We start from the raw sequence: 15,523 nt of genomic DNA, 5'->3' as shown, positions 1-15,523 counted from the left end.
TAAATACTGTTGATGTTTTTTAAAATACTGCTGGTGTCTTTTTAAATACATGGCTTCTTCCGAATGTCGTCAATAGGCTGCCGATTGCCGTGAAATTCACGGCAATACGTGGGCTATAATTTTTTGGGGTATAAATTACTGGGTGGCTTTCAGATAAGAATCATCCAGCCATTTATCGACATCAAAAGGCTGCCGAATAAGGCGTGATTCATAGGCCAGTTTTACCGCACGTTTTAATTTTTCCACGTAGGCGGTATCTAATTCGGGTGAAAGACGCTCAGATAATGGCGGTAATGTATCCCATTCGACGCGTAATATATTTTCCGGATAGCCTGACTGGGTGGCCAAAAGTCGAATAAATTCATCTTTATTTTTAGCATCGCTGGCCCAGTTTGCCGCCTCGCGCTGGACTTTAACTAAGCGCCGCAGAATATCCTCGTTGCCTTTGGCAAATTTCTCATCCACCAGCAGGAAGCCGCTGAGCTGGCCTGCACCGCCCAGGTCACGGCTCGACAGCGGAATATCCGCCAGCCCTTTATCCCGCAGCGAAAGCGTATTGCTGCCGCCCCAGGTGGCATCAATCTGCCCAGCAGCTAACGCCGCACTGGCTGCTGCGAAATCGAGGTTGATCAGCTTAACGTCAGAAGGCTTCAGACCCTGTGAATCGAGCGCGCTAACGAAGGACAGCTCGCCTGCTGTTCCGCGAAAGATCCCAATACGTTTGCCTTTCAGATCGGGTATTTTCTCAATGCCGGAGCCTTTCGCCACCGCCAGATAGTGATTGATGCCGCGTGATGCCACGGCGATCACTCGGGTATCCAGACCGCGAGAACGGCCGATAATGCTGGCTAAATCACCCAGATAGGCCACGTCAACTTGATGGTTACCAAATGCTTCGTTAATGACGGGGCCGGCGCCTTTGATGAACGTCCAGCGCACGCTAATCCCATCTTTGCCGAACTCGCGCTCCAGCAGCTTCTGGCTGTGGATGACGTCAAGCAGGCCGCCGCCGCTGGGTTTTGTACCTGCGCCAATGTCTGGTGCAGCAATACGAATTTCAGTGATAGCCGATGCGATGCCTGACCAGGCCATACCCATTGCCAATAAGCCGGTCACTAACCATTTTCGTCCTGATGTTGTCATGTTTCGTCCGCCAGTGATGAGGTGTTTGAATGTGAGTGTGTGAATATCAATGTTGTTATTGCGCCGATTTAGCACGGCGTCATATCGTTGCAGAACCACATTTAAAGGCTTGGCAATAAACTGACTAATACCAAAAAAGCATTATTATTTTTAGTAAATAGCTAAATCAGCATTCATCGCTTATTTCATCGTTATGCAGCGAACGAAAAAAAACTATTCCAACTATGCATTAGCCTATCAGGACTTATTGCCTTTAGTTTGTCGTTAAACAATGGATGCGATTATCTTTCCGATGAAATAGATAATTAAATGAATATCGATATACAGATACATACGTTGACTTTATTAATCTCTCGGGAAGAATCGACTATTCCACCGCTATTTCAGGTCATCTATCCATGACGCCTGCAATTTGAAGTATGACGGGTAAATACCCTAAATAATTCGAGTTGCATGGCGGCGGCAACCGAACGAGTCCCCAGGAGCTTACACAAGTAAGTGACTGGGGTGAGTAAGGACAAATTGGCTGAGCCAATTTGAACGCCGCTTGCGGCGGCCCCTCAGGGCGAGGCTCAGAGATGAGCCGAGTATTGCCAACACACAGGCAATTTGAAGTATGACGGGTATAAATAAACACGGTCAGGAGCACTTACCATGACGGAATTACTCTATGCGGGAGCGGCGTCAGGATCCCGGTCTTATTCACCGGAGCCGACTCCGCACGCCAGCCGGGTGAGCGGCGTCGTGCAGCCGCGCTTGCCGACGTTGAATACGACGGTTTCGTCCCGACCGGAACGCTGGCTGGCGGTGATAGCGACGTTGCTATTGCACGCGGCGGTGCTGGCGTTATTCAACAGTGCATCGACACCGCCCGTTACGGTGCCTGCCCGGCCACAGCCTGTCAGCGTCGAGCTGGTTGCTGTGGCTGCCGAACCGGTGCTGCAAGCCCAGCCAGCCGAACCTGAACCTATTGAGCCTGACGTCGTAACGCCACCGCCGGAACTTACTCCGCCTCCCGTGGACAAGCCGGTGGATGACAACGCGCTGTTGCCGCCAGTGCCCGAGAAAAAAGAGCCTGAGAAAAAGCCTGAGTCCACGCCGAAAAAGGTTGCGGTGAAAAAGAACCCGCCCGCGCCGATGCCGAAACCTCAGGCGGAAGCCGCATCGGCAAGCGCCCCGATAACACCTGCTCCGGTGGCGCAAAAGGCCGTCGCGCAGCCCGTTGATGCACCGTTGACGCCGCCGCTCGCGAATGCTGACTACCTGCATAATCCTGCACCGTCTTATCCCGACGTGGCGATTAGCCGTGGTTATGAAGGCACCGTGCTGTTGAACGTGCAGGTGCGTGCCGACGGCAAGGTGCAAACCATTCGGATCCATCAATCAAGCGGTTATCCCTCGCTGGACGATGCCGCCAGAGACACAGTGCGGCGCTGGTCTTTCGTTCCGGCGCGCCGTGGCAGTCAGCCAGTTAGCGGCTGGGTGGTGGTTCCCGTCGATTTTTCGCTAAATTCATGAGGTATTGGTTATGACGCTCGGACACATTGAACTCTTTTCTGCGGAAGGCGCGGTGATCCTGTTGCTGCTGCTGTTTTCTCTCGTCACCTGGGGGCTGGGGCTACTGAAGTTCGTCCAATACGGGCGGGCGCAACGGCGCAATCGACGTTTTCGCGCCGCCTTCTGGCAGCAAGATGACGTCAGTCAGACGCCAGAAACCAGTGCAAAGCAGCCCGGTTCACTCGCCAATTTAGCGCTGGCTGCCGTCAAAGCACCTGAGCGGATTAGCGGGCAGCTTGCCCTGAATAGTCATCTGCCCGATCGGGTTGAGCGCGCGCTGCAACAGCAGATTCAGCGTGAACGCCGTTCGCTGGAAAGCGGGCTGGCGGTTCTGGCCAGTATCGGCAGCACATCACCGTTTATCGGCCTGTTTGGCACCGTTTGGGGGATTATGGCGGCGTTGCAAGAGATTGGGCTTTCGGGTTCTGCCAGTCTCGACACCGTTGCGGGACCGATTGGCAACGCGTTGATTGCCACCGGAATTGGGATTGCCGTCGCGGTTCCGGCGGTGCTGATCTACAACTACTTTTTGCGTCGCCTCAAGCTGGCTGTCGCAGACATGGATGACTTTGCCCATGACGTCTACAGCGTGATGCAGGCGAACGATTTTCATGTCAGCACGTTTCATCCCAGCGCGGAGCCATCGGCCACCGCTTTCTCCGTGAAGAACCTGAGAGAGGTGGTCTGATATGGCGTTTACCTCGCGTAATGATGAAGACGTCATGAGTGAAATGAATATCACGCCGCTCGTGGATGTCATGCTGGTGCTGCTGGTGGTGTTTATTGTTACCGCGCCGATGTTGACCAATGCCATTCCGATTCAGCTCCCGAAAACGTCGGCGGTGGCACCGGCCGATCGCACCGATCCGGTGGTAATTAGCATTGATGGCGAGCAGCGTGTGTTCATCAATAAAGAGAATCTGGCGCGGGAACAACTGGTGCCGCGCTTGCAACAGGCTAAAGCGAGTAACGCGGATCTGGTGGTGCAGGTGCAGGCGGATAAAGAGGCGAATTACGGCGAGGTTGCCGCGCTGCTGGCCGATGTCGAGCAGGCGGGGATTACCCGTCTCTCCCTGCTGACGCAAAAATAACGTAGCCGGATACCAACGATCATGATGCCTAAATACCCGTTGCGGATACGCTCCGCCCCTGACGCTTCGCTGGCCGCCACGCTGTCGGCGGGATATTCCGCATTGGTCATTTCATTGATCGTGTCGCTCGTCGTGCCGCTGCTGGTGCTCGCAAGCTGGTGGCTTGCCAGTCGCCACGGATGGATGTCTGAACAGATTCTGCCTTCGCCACTGGCAGTCATCGATAGCGCGCGAGCCTTTATCCCCGAAGAGCTGATTCACCAGTTGCCCATCAGCCTGATGCGATTGCTGATTGGTTTTAGTGGCGGTATCGCACTGGGTCTGGTGCTCGGCAGCCTGTTCGGTCTGAACCGACGGCTGAATGCGCTGTTTATGCCGCTCTTCACCGTCATTGCGCAGATCCCGACACTGGCCTGGATCCCGTTTTTGATGCTGTCACTGGGTATCGGTGAAGCACTGAAACTGGTGGTGCTGGTGAAATCGGTAACGGTGCCAGTGACGCTTTATACCTGTGCAGGTATCCAACAGACACCGCAAAAGCTGCATGAAATGGCGCGTAGCCTGCGTTTACCCCCCGCCGCTTTCCTGCGTTACCTGATTCTGCCTGCGATGCTGCCTTATGTGATGACGGGCATTCGGCTGGCGTTTTCTACCGGATGGGTCGCCTTGATTGCGGTCGAGCTGCTCGCATCCAGCGAAGGGCTGGGCTATCTGCTGGTGCAAAGCCGCCAGCTGTTCATGCTCGATCTGGTGTTCGTCTGCATTCTGATTATCGGAGTTCTGGGGTTTGCCGGAGAACGCGTGCTGCTGAAGCTAGAGCGTCGCTGGATTCACTGGCCTGCGCTGGTGCTGGGGCGCGATAGCCTGAGCACGGCACTGCCGAGCCTGTCGCTGACGCCGTGGCTAGCGCCAGTGGTACTGGTTGCGCTGTGGCAGGTTAGCAGCGTGCGTGAGTGGGTGAACGTGGCTTTTCTTCCCGCACCAAGCAGCGTGATCGACGCGCTGTGGACAGGGCTGGCTCAGGGCGGGCTGCTGGCCGATCTACAGGCTAGCCTGTTGCGGGCGCTACAGGGCTTTGTGCTGGGAAGTGCGATCGGCGTGCTGGTCGGCGCGTTACTCGGTGGTTGGCGCATCGCCGACAGGCTGTTTAATCCAGCGCTGTCCGCGCTGCGCTGCGTGGCGCTATTTGCCTGGCTGCCGCTGATTACGGCCTGGTTTGGTTTAGGGGAGAGCGCCAAAATCGTGTTTATTGCCGTAGCGGCGTTCTTTCCTGTGATGCTGGCAACCCGTCAGGGGATTGCTCAGCTTCCGCCTGCGCTATTGGAAGTAGCGCAGGTTCTGCGTCTGACGCCAGTGCAGACGCTTCGCACGCTGATACTGCCCAGTGTATTGCCGCCGCTGTTTTCCGGCCTACGGTTGGCGCTGATGCATGCGTGGACGGGCGCGATTGGCGCAGAATATTTCATGCCGTCGGGCGAGGGGCTGGGCGGCATGATGATTCGTGCACAGCAGTTGCTTGAGTCCGATCGCATCATGGCGGGCGTGGTGCTGATTGCCGCAGTGGCCGCGCTGTTTTCCCGATTGATTACCTTGTCTGAACGGCGGCTGACCCGCTGGCGCTTTGCGTGACCGTTAACGGAGAATCTATGTCCCTGCATTTTCAGCACATTACTAAACATTTTACCGTCAACGGCGCACCGCTGACGGTGTTACAGGACATCGATCTGTCGCTGCATGCGGGTGAACTGGTTGCGGTCATCGGTGCCAGTGGTTGTGGTAAATCGACGCTGCTGCGTTTGGCGGCCGGGATTGATACCACGGAACGTGGGCGCATTCTGATTGGCGAACGCCCTGTGTGCGGTATTCCTGACGATGTCAGTCTGGTGTTTCAGGAACCGCGCCTGTTTCCGTGGCTCACCGTGACGGACAATATTCGCCTCGGTATGCTCAACCTCGAACTTTCTCCTGCGGAAGTGACGCGCCGTATTGCACACTATCTCCAGATGATGGGGTTGGAAGGTTTTGCCGACGCGTGGCCGCACCAGCTGTCGGGCGGAATGGCGCAGCGTGTGGCGATCGCTCGCGGGCTGGTGTCGACGCCGCGCATTCTCTTGCTGGATGAACCCTTTGGGGCGCTGGATGCGTTGACCAAACAGCAGTTGCAGGAACGTCTGGCAGAGATTCGCCAGCAAACGGATTTGACGATTCTGCTGGTGACGCATGATGTTGAAGAGGCGGTTTTTCTGGCGGACAGAGTCGTGGTGATGTCGCCCCGACCCGGCCGGATTAGCGCGATTCTACCCGTGACGCTGACCTATCCTCGCGACCGCACCAGCCCAACGCTCTTGGAGCAGCGGCAAGCGGTCAGCCAGGCCTTACATCAGGCGGATGCCGTTGAAGCCTGATGGCTTTGTCTGCTGACAACATCTTTTTCACCCGCTGGCAGGCTGGTTGGGTCAGTGCCCAGTCACTCAGCGCATGTTCGGACGGGTTACTGCTTCGCAGATAGCCTTTGCATCAGCCGCATCCGTCTTGTTGGTTTTAACGTAAGGTTTAACATACTGTGGAGGAATAAGTTTCACCCGATGCCCAGCGTTGCTGAAGAGGCGGGCAAAGTGGTGGCTGGATGAACACGCTTCCATACCGATTAAACAGGCCGGAAGCGGAATAATGAACGGGACAAACTGGCGGCGGGAAAGCGTTTTGCGCAGGACAGTTTTACCGTTGTGATCTACGCCGTGAAGCACGAGGAGGTTTTTTGCGAGATCAATACCAATCGTTGATACTTGCATTGGACGCTCCCTCTTTTGAGATTTGACACTCAAACTTTGGCACATCTGATGCCGTAAAGATGGAGCGTCCATCTCATTGTCCCTGTACGCTCAGATTGCGCAGATATGAAACTCATCCCTGATGATTCAGCCTTTCAGGGCCGTCGCAAGCGACGTTCAAAAGCGTTCATGACGCTTTTGTCCATGGCGCAAACGCCTTACTCTTCTATCTCACTATCGCTGTTTGCGTTTCACAAATGGCTTATCGACAGGCCGAAGGCCTGTGTGGAGGTTTAATGAAATACCCTAAGACATTATTGGCCTGTGCTGCCCTGCTCGGCCTGCCGCTTCTGGCAAGTGCCAATACGACGCAACCGCCCACGCCTCAACAGCAGTTTGAGAGCGGTATCAGCAGCCAGAAACAGTTGCAGCAGAATATGCAGCAAAACCAGAAATTACAGCAACAGCAGTTGAATAATCAGCTCCAGCAGCGCAACCAGCAGTTGCAGCAACAACGCCAGCAGCAGCTACAGCAGGATTTACAGCGGTCACAGAGAACCACGCCACCACCGCCCATTAAGCAGAATCCCTGATGCGATGGCGACCTTATAGCCGTACCCCCATCAGCGTTAAAATCAACGGCGTGGTTAACGCCGCCATCGCCGTTGATAGCAGCAAACTTGATGCCACCGGGCCGCCCAGCACATCGAACTGACGCGACATCAGATAGACGTTGACGCCTACCGCCATCGACCCCAGCAACACGACCGCACGCGTTTCCATTTCCGGCAAGCCGAGCGCGATAGCAATTCCCCAAATCACCAGCGGTTGTACCAGCAGTTTGATCGTACAAATCGCCGTGCTGATCTGCCAGCCGTCGCGCACGCGGTATTCCGCCAGCCCCATTCCCAGCGCCACCAGCGACAGCGGTGCGGCAATCTGCCCCAGCATAGCAAGCGGTTGGTCAACATATGACGGCAGCGGCAGGCCCGTCAGGCTGAATAAGGTACCGGACAGAATGCCGATAATTAGCGGGTTTTTCAGCACGCCCAGAGCAGTTTTGGTAAAGCCCTGTAGCGACAACGCCCCGTTACGCGCCCATTCCACCGACACCGTCACCAGCGTCCACAAAATAAGCCCGTTAAACACCACCACCAGCGCGACCGACGGGATCGCCTCTTCACCCAGCATCAGCGTAGCAATCGGCAGCCCCAACATCACGTTGTTGGAGAAGATGCCGCTCAACGCAAACAGCGAGCCGGAGACGCCATCAAGATGAAAGATTTTGCGCGCCACGATGCGGCCTAGGACAAACACCAGCAGGCATCCGCCGAAAAAGGCGATCAGCAGTCGGGCATCCACCACCGGACGTTTGGAAAAATCCGACATCAGGCGGAATAGCATGGCAGGCATGGCGACGGAGAAGACAAAGCGCGTCATGCCATCAGTAACGGTGGTCGGCCATTTACCGTAACGAATAAGGCTATAGCCGAGCGCGATAAGAACAAAGAGGGGTAACGACAGAAAAATCTGGTGCCAAAGCGAAACAATAAATGCGGGCATGAAGCCACTTCCTTATTACCGGCACCAAGTCAGAAAGAAGGTCCCCGCATTATATTTTCTTACAGCAATATCAACATCGCCGCAGCTTGAAGTATGACGGGTATAGAGGCAGACCTTAGCCGGTCACGAAGTTAGCCCCGATTAAATCTATCCGGTCAGTACAGATACAGTCAACGCCCCAATCCAGCAAAGTTTGCGCGCGATCGGGTTGGTTGACGGTATAAACCAGAATGCGCAAACCGGCAGCTTTCAGCGCCGCGACGCGTTCTGCCGTCAGCAGCTTGTGATTCAGATGGATGGACACACACTCCAGGCGCTGTGTTAATGCCAGCCAGTCTTCTTCCCACTCATCCAGCAGCAGCCCGCGCGGTAATTCCGGCACCGCCTGCTGCGCCGCTTCCAGGGCTTCGATAGAGAACGATGACAGCAGCGGTGCAACCGGATGATCGGCCCACAGCTGACGCGCCGCCAGCGCAATCACCCGCCCGGTTTCTGCTTCATATCCGGTGGTGGGTTTAATCTCGATATTGGCCGCCATGCCGTACTGCACGCAGCGTTTTGCCACTTCCGATAGCAGCGGCAGGCGTTCACCAACAAATTTATGGCCGTACCAGCCGCCGACATCCAGCCCGACCAGCTTGTCCCACGGCAGTTCCCCGGCAATACCCCAGCCGTTGCTGGTGCGCTCAAGCGTGTCGTCGTGTAGGAGGAAAATCTGGCCGTCCTGCGACAGCTTGGCGTCAAATTCGATCATCTTGTGACCGAGGCTAGCACCAACATCAATCGCCGCCAGCGTGTTTTCCGGTGCCAGTGAACCACCGCCGCGATGGGCGACAATGCTCGGGTAAGGCCAGAGTGTTTCCATTATTCCATCCGTAATCCGCTTTGCGAATCAAACAGGTGCCATGATGACGTCGGTAAGTGTAGCCAAAGCGTCGAGCCAATCGCGGGGCAGTGCTCATAAGAGAGCCGCGCGATCACATTCTGCCCGCCCCACTTGCCGTGCGCTAAATTATCCGCCCCCAACAGTTCGAGTGTTGAAATCTGCAACGGAATCCCGCCAGTTTCACGCGTCGCCAGCTGAATATGCTCTGGTCGAACCCCCAGCGTCAATGCTTTACCGCGCCATTGCGGCTTCGGTTCAGGCAGCGCCAGCGCGATGTCACCATCGATTTCAAAACGGCAGCCGTCATCGCTAATGCGACCCGACCACAGGTTCATGGCCGGTGAGCCAATAAAGCTGGCCACAAACAGCGATGCCGGGCGGCGATAAATATCAGCCGGCGCGCCGATTTGTTCGGCGATCCCTTTGTTCATCACGATGACGCGCTGCGCCAGCGTCATGGCTTCAACCTGATCGTGCGTGACGTACAGGCTGGTGGTTTTCAGGCGCTGGTGCAACTGCTGTAATTCGAGCCGCATCTGTACGCGCAGTTTGGCATCCAGATTCGACAACGGTTCGTCGAACAGGAACACTGCTGGTTCGCGCACAATCGCCCGCCCCATCGCCACGCGCTGACGCTGACCGCCCGATAGCTCACGCGGCTTGCGTTGCAGCAGCGGCATCAGTTCCAGAATTCGCGCCGCATCTTCCACGCGCTCGCGGATCTGCGCCTTGCCGAAGCCGCGGATTTTCAGGCCGTAAGCCATATTGTCGAATACGTTCATATGGGGATAAAGCGCATAGTTCTGGAACACCATCGCAATACCGCGATCTTTCGGTTCCAGATTGGTGACCCGCTGGTTATCAATATAGATATCGCCGCTGGTGGTGCGTTCGAGGCCTGCCACCATGCGCAGCAGCGTCGATTTACCACAGCCTGACGGGCCGACCATCACGACGAATTCACCGTCCGCGACGTCCAGATCGATGGGTTGGATAATCTGTGTTTTGCCATCGTAAGACTTGGTGACGGCCTGAAGTTTTAAACATGCCATAAGCGTTTCCGAAATTCGTCTCGATAAATCGCTGCTAAACCTGACGAGCGGTGCGGTGATAATGGGTAGATCGTAAAGACGCTGTGAATACATCCCTGTACGCTCGGATTGCGCCATCCATGGCGCAAACGCTTTACTCTTCTATCCCATTATCACCGTTCTCATTCTATGAAGAGGTTTACCAACGGTATGACCTATTTATTTTTCGCTGTCGACCAGACCGCGAACGAACCAGCGCTGCATCAGCAGTACCACCAGCAACGGCGGCAGCATGGTCAGCAGCATCGCGGCCATCACCTGATTCCACTGGGTCGCGCCATCACCGGAGGCAATCATGCTTTTGATTCCGGCGACCGCAGTACCCAGACTGGCATCGCTGACAATCAGCAGCGGCCACAGGTACTGGTTCCAGCCGTAGATGAACGTGATCACGAACAGCGCGGCCAGATTGGTCTTCGACAGCGGTAGCACCATGTCAAAGAAGAAGCGCATCGGGCTGGCACCGTCGATACGCGCCGCTTCCATCAGCTCATCCGGCAGCGTCATAAAGAACTGGCGGAACAGGAAAGTCGCTGTCGCCGAGGCCATCAGCGGTAACGTTAAACCGGTATAGCTGTCCATCATGTCCAGCCGCGCGATCACTTCCACCGTCGGGAAAATACGCACTTCCACCGGCAACATCAGCGTCAGGAAAATCATCCAGAAGAACAGGTTGCGCAGCGGAAAACGAAAATAGACGATGGCGTAGGCGGACAGAATAGAAACAGTAATTTTGCCCACCGTAATCGCCAGCGCCATCACGAAGCTGTTAAGCAGCATCAGCCCGAACGGCGTGGTGTTGTTGCCCGCGCCGTGCAGCCAGATATAACGCAGGTTTTCCCACAGGTGAGAACCGGGGATGAGCGTCATCGGAGCCTGAAAGACTTCCTGATTATCCAGCGTGGCAGCGACAAACCCCACGTACAGCGGAAACAAGACGGCGAGAATGCCGACGATCAGCATGACGTGGCTGAAAATAGTTAACCCGCGACGATTCTCAATCATTGGTAATTCACCTTCCGTTCAACAAAGCGGAACTGAATCACGGTCAACCCGATAACCAACAGCATCAGTATCACCGACTGCGCCGCTGAACTGGACAGATCCAGCCCTGCAAAGCCCTCACGATAAATTTTGTAGATCAGCGTAGTCGTCGACTGCACTGGCCCACCGGCCGTCGCAGCATCGATAATCGGGAAGGTATCGAAAAAGGCATACACCAGATTGACGACCAGCAGGAAGAAACTCACCGGCGAGATCATCGGCAGCACCAGATTAAAGAAACGCCGCACCGGCCCTGCACCATCAATCGCCCCTGCTTCCACCAGCGAACGGGGGATCGATTGCAGCGCGGCGAGGAAGAACAGGAAGTTATAGCTAATCTGTTTCCAGACCGACGCCAGTACGACTAAAAACATCGCCTGACCGCTGTGCTGCGCGTGGTTCCACGTATAGCCCAGCAGCCCGAGAAAATGGGTAATCAGCCCCAGTCCGGGGTTAAACAGAAACATCCACAGTACGGCAGCGACAGCAGGTGCCACGGCATACGGCAGGATGATCAGCGTCTGGTAAAGGCGGCTGGCACGGATCACGTAGTCCACCAGCGCGGCCAGAAAGAGTGAAATCAGCATGCCAAACCCTGCCACCAGAAAGCTGAATATCAGCGTGGTGTAAAACGAATCGAGGTAGTAAGGGTTATTGAACAGCTGCCTGAAGTTTTCCATGCCGACGAATTCGCTGGATAGTCCAAACGGATCCAGATTCTGCACCGAATACCACAGCGCCTGACCAGCAGGCCAGATAAAGAAAATCACGGTAATCAGCAGTTGGGGCAACACCAGCACATAGGGTAACCAGCTGCTACGAAAAACGGGGCGGGATGATGTCATGCGGTAACTCATTGCAAACAGAGAAGAAGCAGGCCGATTCCCTTCGGCCCGATATTACTCGACAAAAATGTATTACTTCGTCGACTGCTCGAAGCGACGCAGCAGCGCATTACCGCGTTCTACCGCGCTATCCAACGCCTGCTGTGGCGTCTTCTTACCTGTCCATACGCTTTCTAATTCTTCATCCACAACGGTACGAATCTGCGGCATGTTGCCCAAACGCAGACCTTTGGTGAACGGCAACGGTGGCTTGTTCAACATCTGACGCGTAGCGATATCCGCACCAGGGTTTTTCTCATAGAAGCCCTGCTTCTGCGTCAGCTCGTACGCCGCAGTAGTGATTGGCAGGTAACCAGTTTTCTGGTGCCATTCGGCCGCATTTTCCGGCTCGGCGAGGAACTTCATAAACTCAGCGACACCTTTGTAGGTCGCAGCATCTTTACCGCCCATGACCCACAGGCTGGCTCCGCCGATAATGGCGTTCTGCGGCGCGCCTTTCGCATCGGCGTCATACGGCATCATGCCAACACCGTAGTTGAACTTGGCATGTTCGCGAATATTCGCCAGCGAACCGGAAGAGGCCGTGGTGATAGCGCAATCGCCGTTGTAGAACTTCTCGGTCGGCTCATCCTTACGCCCGAAATAGGTGAAGTCACCCTTCTTGTTCATGTCCTGCAACAGCTGGATGTGTTTGACCTGAGTAGGCTTGTTGAATTCCAGCACGGCATCGGTGCCGTCAAAGCCGTTGTTCTTACTCGCAACTGGCAGACCATGCCAGGCGCTGAAGTTTTCAATCTGAATCCAGCCCTGCCAGCCGCTGGCGTAGCCGCACTTCATCCCAGCAGCACGCAGTTTGGCGGTGTACTCAGCCATCTGCTGCCAGGTTTTCGGCGGCTGCTCTGGATCTAAACCGGCTTTCTTGAAGGCATCTTTGTTGTAGTACAGCACCGGCGTGGAGCTGTTAAACGGCTGCGACAGCAGGTGACCGCTCTTCGCATCGGTGTAATAACCGGAGACGGTCGGTACAAACACCGACTCATCGAAATTAATGCCTGACTCTTTGAAGACTTCATAGACTGGCTTGATGGCTTTACTTGCCATCATGGTCGCCGTACCGACTTCATAGACCTGCAAAATGGCGGGCGCATTCCCGGCACGGTAAGCCGCAATCCCGGCAGCCAGATTCTGTTCGTAGTTGCCTTTGTAGACCGGCACAATTTTTACATCGCTGTGCGCTTTGTTAAAACGGTCAGCCAGAGAATTCACTTCTTTCCCTAATTCGCCTTCCATAGAGTGCCAGAAAGGAATTTCTGTCGCGGCCTGCGCACTGGCGCTCATCAGCGCTAATGCCACACACGCCGCGGCGGTGCGAATAGCATGTGTTTTACGAATTGTGTTGTTGAACATGCCTGTCTCCTGCAATCAATTAAATGCGCCATCATTACGGCGTTTTTTATGCGAAGGTAAACATGACATGAGCACATGACAGAAAAATAACTGGAAGATGACGGGAAAGTGACAGAGGGAGGAGGGAAAGTTCTAAATTTTAATTGGGTAGAGTAGCATCAGAGGCTGCACTGGCGAGGGATCAAAAGCGAATTTAAGGTAGAAATTGCACGTTCTCATCCAGAGCGTGAACGACTAATGCCCTCCCCCCACTTGCAAAGCAATATTCTCAGTCCGAAATATTGCGTCTTTTAATAAAGCCACACCCAAACCTTTACCAGAATACGCCTGATCAATGGCAAGCCGCCCAAGGACAATGACTGGTAGTGATTCGGGGGCATTACGCCTATATGCACTAGGCGCTGTATTTCTCTGAACGTTACCTGTTGATAAACAATAATATCCAATCACCTGATGGGTGCCTTCAGCGCAAATAACATATACACGGGAAATCCCTGCACCATGATTTTTTAGCGCTTTCTTTTTTAGCCATTCATTCAAACTCGGTTCTTGGCTGCAAAATTCAGCAAGATTATGGCCGGAGGATAATGGCTCTGGTGCAGTTATTCCCATGGAGATTTGCGGCTCATCAGCTCGTTAATGCGAGCCTGGCGCTCTGCGGTGATAGGCGCATCCAACTCGGCCAAGAGTTCGTCAAACTGTTCGTTGTCCAAAATAAACAAACGTTGATCCAACAAGATGTCCTGCGCCTCGCGACAGGCGGCTTCAAGCATAAAATCGGTACGTGATTTTGACACAAAATTTGCAGCCATATCGATCAAGTCCCGCTGGGAGGCTTTGGCCCGAATAGTGATTCGCGCCTCTTTAGTTTCCGGTTTCATCATCATGCCTGTGTAGTGAATCTCTCTACAACCCTACATGAAGTGTACAAAAATGCTACACACCGGAACATCACCCATACATTCGAACGCACTGAATACCCAGATCAGGGCTATTTTCGAATAACATCAACGATAACGGTTTTAGGATCGTTGATGATTCCTATATGTATCGTTCTATCTGAATCCGTAGACTTCCAATACTCACCCGTCGTGTCTGTGTAGCTCAGCGTAAAACCAAGCGACGCTAGATAGCTGCGTATGTTTGTCGCATCATTGGTATTTTGAAACGTAATATTGCTGACTTCCAACGCAGGGCCATCAACCGTTGCATAGCCAAAATCATAGAGAGAAGAAATGCGCGGGCTATTTTTAATGATATCGTCCGTAAGCATTTCATACCGTCGGGTGTCCAGCTCCGAATAGCGAGAACTTCCTTCCATCAGAATGACTAATGCAGGCCAATAATAGATAAGCGGCAAGGCAATTAGGATCGATATGACGAGTAGTATAATTATCTTTTTTTTCATGTTATTTAAAGAAATTTGTTGTGAGTTCAGTGCCATCGTAGGATGCAATACCTACATTTCCTGACGCAAAGTCGTTATAAGGTTGTATTGTTTGCATAAAAGAGGGGAGAAACCCTAACCGAGGTTGAGCATAGGGCATGAGCTCAGGGTCCGGAAATAAAATAGGTCGGAATCCTATATTTTTAAAATTTCCGATAGGGCCATAGAAATCCCATCGTTTTAATGCTTCTTCTTTACTCACTGGCCGTAATAAATAAAAAGGGTTAGGAGTAGAAACCACTCGGTAAAAACCCAATAAATCTGAAACAAGATCTTCCCCACTAAATCCACTATCTGTAACTAAATTGAATGGAAAAGAGGCCTGCATAGATTCAAACCGTTTCGCTACGGTGAGCATCATAGCAAGAGCAATGCGATGTCTTTCTTGAAGAGACCTTCCTTTTTTTATCCGCCATTTAATAAACCGGTTGATAGTGACACTTCTTCTGAGTCCAATCATGCCTTGTTTATAGGTCACATCGTAGTATGGCATTCCGTCTTCAGTATTCTCTCCGACATACATTTGTTGAATAATATCCTTAATGTCGTCCCCTTTCGCATGGCCTAAATCAATCCACCCTAGCATCTCGGTATAAATCAAGCCATATGTCACACCAGAGGCTTGTCGGCCATCAATAATTTCACTACGCACGCTCATTATTTACATTCCTTTGTTTT

General features: G+C 53.7%; 16 protein-coding genes and 2 pseudogenes. 6 read left to right on the top strand and 12 right to left on the bottom strand.

Annotated elements, in window-relative coordinates; all coding sequences use genetic code 11:
* Positions 1-135: 135 nt before the first annotated feature.
* The gene (locus EO763_RS00650; RefSeq protein ID WP_161527769.1) at positions 136-1,143 is read right to left on the bottom strand and encodes an ABC transporter substrate-binding protein; all 1,008 of its coding nucleotides are present in this window, start codon (positions 1,141-1,143) and stop codon (positions 136-138) included.
* A 654-nt stretch (positions 1,144-1,797) separates the two neighbouring features.
* On the opposite strand from EO763_RS00650, the gene EO763_RS00645 reads away from it, so the two are divergent.
* The 5 genes from EO763_RS00645 to EO763_RS00625 are packed head-to-tail and all read left to right on the top strand — an operon-like array spanning position 1,798 to position 6,196.
* Positions 1,798-2,661, top strand: a complete 864-nt coding sequence (locus tag EO763_RS00645) for an energy transducer TonB (protein ID WP_161527768.1) — start codon at positions 1,798-1,800, stop codon at positions 2,659-2,661.
* A gap of 10 nt (positions 2,662-2,671) precedes the next feature.
* Positions 2,672-3,388, top strand: a complete 717-nt coding sequence (locus tag EO763_RS00640; protein ID WP_161527767.1) for a MotA/TolQ/ExbB proton channel family protein — start codon at positions 2,672-2,674, stop codon at positions 3,386-3,388.
* A gap of 1 nt (position 3,389) precedes the next feature.
* Positions 3,390-3,791 (top strand): ExbD/TolR family protein, encoded by a 402-nt coding sequence (locus EO763_RS00635; protein ID WP_039491910.1) that lies wholly within the window; start codon positions 3,390-3,392, stop codon positions 3,789-3,791.
* A gap of 21 nt (positions 3,792-3,812) precedes the next feature.
* Positions 3,813-5,420, top strand: coding sequence for an ABC transporter permease (locus tag EO763_RS00630; RefSeq protein WP_161527766.1), 1,608 nt, complete (start codon positions 3,813-3,815; stop codon positions 5,418-5,420).
* 17 nt (positions 5,421-5,437) lie between these two features.
* Positions 5,438-6,196, top strand: a complete 759-nt coding sequence (locus EO763_RS00625) for an ABC transporter ATP-binding protein (protein ID WP_161527765.1) — start codon at positions 5,438-5,440, stop codon at positions 6,194-6,196.
* 69 nt (positions 6,197-6,265) lie between these two features.
* Here EO763_RS00625 and EO763_RS00620 read toward each other — a convergent pair.
* Positions 6,266-6,583 (bottom strand): annotated as a pseudogene (locus tag EO763_RS00620) (IS110 family transposase); the annotation flags it as partial.
* A gap of 275 nt (positions 6,584-6,858) precedes the next feature.
* Here EO763_RS00620 and EO763_RS00615 point away from each other — a divergent pair.
* The gene (locus EO763_RS00615; RefSeq protein WP_161527764.1) at positions 6,859-7,155 is read left to right on the top strand and encodes a hypothetical protein; all 297 of its coding nucleotides are present in this window, start codon (positions 6,859-6,861) and stop codon (positions 7,153-7,155) included.
* 13 nt (positions 7,156-7,168) lie between these two features.
* Here the strand turns inward: EO763_RS00615 and EO763_RS00610 are convergent, their stop codons facing one another.
* The 10 genes and pseudogenes from EO763_RS00610 to EO763_RS00565 form a co-directional block, all read right to left on the bottom strand.
* Positions 7,169-8,125, bottom strand: coding sequence for an AEC family transporter (locus EO763_RS00610; protein ID WP_102118141.1), 957 nt, complete (start codon positions 8,123-8,125; stop codon positions 7,169-7,171).
* A 115-nt stretch (positions 8,126-8,240) separates the two neighbouring features.
* On the bottom strand, positions 8,241-8,990 hold the full coding sequence (gene ugpQ, locus EO763_RS00605; RefSeq protein ID WP_039474835.1) for a glycerophosphodiester phosphodiesterase: 750 nt from the start codon (positions 8,988-8,990) through the stop codon (positions 8,241-8,243).
* A complete protein-coding gene (locus EO763_RS00600) occupies positions 8,990-10,063 on the bottom strand; it encodes a sn-glycerol-3-phosphate import ATP-binding protein UgpC (RefSeq protein ID WP_010303211.1) in 1,074 nt (357 codons plus the stop codon). Before EO763_RS00600 ends, ugpQ begins: the two co-directional genes overlap by 1 nt.
* Before the next feature lie 198 nt (positions 10,064-10,261).
* The gene (ugpE, locus tag EO763_RS00595; protein ID WP_130637002.1) at positions 10,262-11,107 is read right to left on the bottom strand and encodes a sn-glycerol-3-phosphate ABC transporter permease UgpE; all 846 of its coding nucleotides are present in this window, start codon (positions 11,105-11,107) and stop codon (positions 10,262-10,264) included.
* Positions 11,104-11,991, bottom strand: a complete 888-nt coding sequence (gene ugpA, locus EO763_RS00590; protein WP_103157850.1) for a sn-glycerol-3-phosphate ABC transporter permease UgpA — start codon at positions 11,989-11,991, stop codon at positions 11,104-11,106. Before ugpA ends, ugpE begins: the two co-directional genes overlap by 4 nt.
* 72 nt (positions 11,992-12,063) lie before the next feature.
* Positions 12,064-13,398 carry a sn-glycerol-3-phosphate ABC transporter substrate-binding protein UgpB gene (ugpB, locus tag EO763_RS00585; RefSeq protein ID WP_010303220.1) on the bottom strand — a complete coding sequence of 445 codons (1,335 nt, stop codon included), beginning with the start codon at positions 13,396-13,398 and terminating at the stop codon, positions 12,064-12,066.
* Between the two features lie 132 nt (positions 13,399-13,530).
* Positions 13,531-14,010 (bottom strand): annotated as a pseudogene (locus EO763_RS00580) (GNAT family N-acetyltransferase).
* On the bottom strand, positions 14,001-14,279 hold the full coding sequence (locus EO763_RS00575) for a type II toxin-antitoxin system TacA family antitoxin (RefSeq protein ID WP_044204184.1): 279 nt from the start codon (positions 14,277-14,279) through the stop codon (positions 14,001-14,003). Before EO763_RS00575 ends, EO763_RS00580 begins: the two are co-directional and overlap by 10 nt.
* 110 nt (positions 14,280-14,389) lie before the next feature.
* Positions 14,390-14,806 (bottom strand): hypothetical protein, encoded by a 417-nt coding sequence (locus EO763_RS00570; RefSeq protein WP_161530309.1) that lies wholly within the window; start codon positions 14,804-14,806, stop codon positions 14,390-14,392.
* 1 nt (position 14,807) lies between these two features.
* On the bottom strand, positions 14,808-15,503 hold the full coding sequence (locus EO763_RS00565) for a hypothetical protein (protein WP_161527763.1): 696 nt from the start codon (positions 15,501-15,503) through the stop codon (positions 14,808-14,810).
* Positions 15,504-15,523: the final 20 nt, after the last annotated feature.

The sequence above is a fragment of the Pectobacterium odoriferum genome, from assembly GCF_009931295.1.
Classification (GTDB): Bacteria; Pseudomonadota; Gammaproteobacteria; order Enterobacterales; family Enterobacteriaceae; genus Pectobacterium; species Pectobacterium odoriferum.
The sequence above is the reverse complement of the archived record's forward strand: the minus strand, read 5'-3'. Positions and strand labels throughout refer to the sequence as shown.

Coding starts and splice junctions, on each gene's coding strand:
- EO763_RS00650 (WP_161527769.1), bottom strand. CDS start 1,143: ATGACAACATCAGGACGAAAATGGTTAGTGACCGGCTTATTGGCAATG.
- EO763_RS00645 (WP_161527768.1), top strand. CDS start 1,798: ATGACGGAATTACTCTATGCGGGAGCGGCGTCAGGATCCCGGTCTTAT.
- EO763_RS00640 (WP_161527767.1), top strand. CDS start 2,672: ATGACGCTCGGACACATTGAACTCTTTTCTGCGGAAGGCGCGGTGATC.
- EO763_RS00635 (WP_039491910.1), top strand. CDS start 3,390: ATGGCGTTTACCTCGCGTAATGATGAAGACGTCATGAGTGAAATGAAT.
- EO763_RS00630 (WP_161527766.1), top strand. CDS start 3,813: ATGATGCCTAAATACCCGTTGCGGATACGCTCCGCCCCTGACGCTTCG.
- EO763_RS00625 (WP_161527765.1), top strand. CDS start 5,438: ATGTCCCTGCATTTTCAGCACATTACTAAACATTTTACCGTCAACGGC.
- EO763_RS00615 (WP_161527764.1), top strand. CDS start 6,859: ATGAAATACCCTAAGACATTATTGGCCTGTGCTGCCCTGCTCGGCCTG.
- EO763_RS00610 (WP_102118141.1), bottom strand. CDS start 8,125: ATGCCCGCATTTATTGTTTCGCTTTGGCACCAGATTTTTCTGTCGTTA.
- ugpQ (WP_039474835.1), bottom strand. CDS start 8,990: ATGGAAACACTCTGGCCTTACCCGAGCATTGTCGCCCATCGCGGCGGT.
- EO763_RS00600 (WP_010303211.1), bottom strand. CDS start 10,063: ATGGCATGTTTAAAACTTCAGGCCGTCACCAAGTCTTACGATGGCAAA.
- ugpE (WP_130637002.1), bottom strand. CDS start 11,107: ATGATTGAGAATCGTCGCGGGTTAACTATTTTCAGCCACGTCATGCTG.
- ugpA (WP_103157850.1), bottom strand. CDS start 11,991: ATGACATCATCCCGCCCCGTTTTTCGTAGCAGCTGGTTACCCTATGTG.
- ugpB (WP_010303220.1), bottom strand. CDS start 13,398: ATGTTCAACAACACAATTCGTAAAACACATGCTATTCGCACCGCCGCG.
- EO763_RS00575 (WP_044204184.1), bottom strand. CDS start 14,279: ATGAAACCGGAAACTAAAGAGGCGCGAATCACTATTCGGGCCAAAGCC.
- EO763_RS00570 (WP_161530309.1), bottom strand. CDS start 14,806: ATGAAAAAAAAGATAATTATACTACTCGTCATATCGATCCTAATTGCC.
- EO763_RS00565 (WP_161527763.1), bottom strand. CDS start 15,503: ATGAGCGTGCGTAGTGAAATTATTGATGGCCGACAAGCCTCTGGTGTG.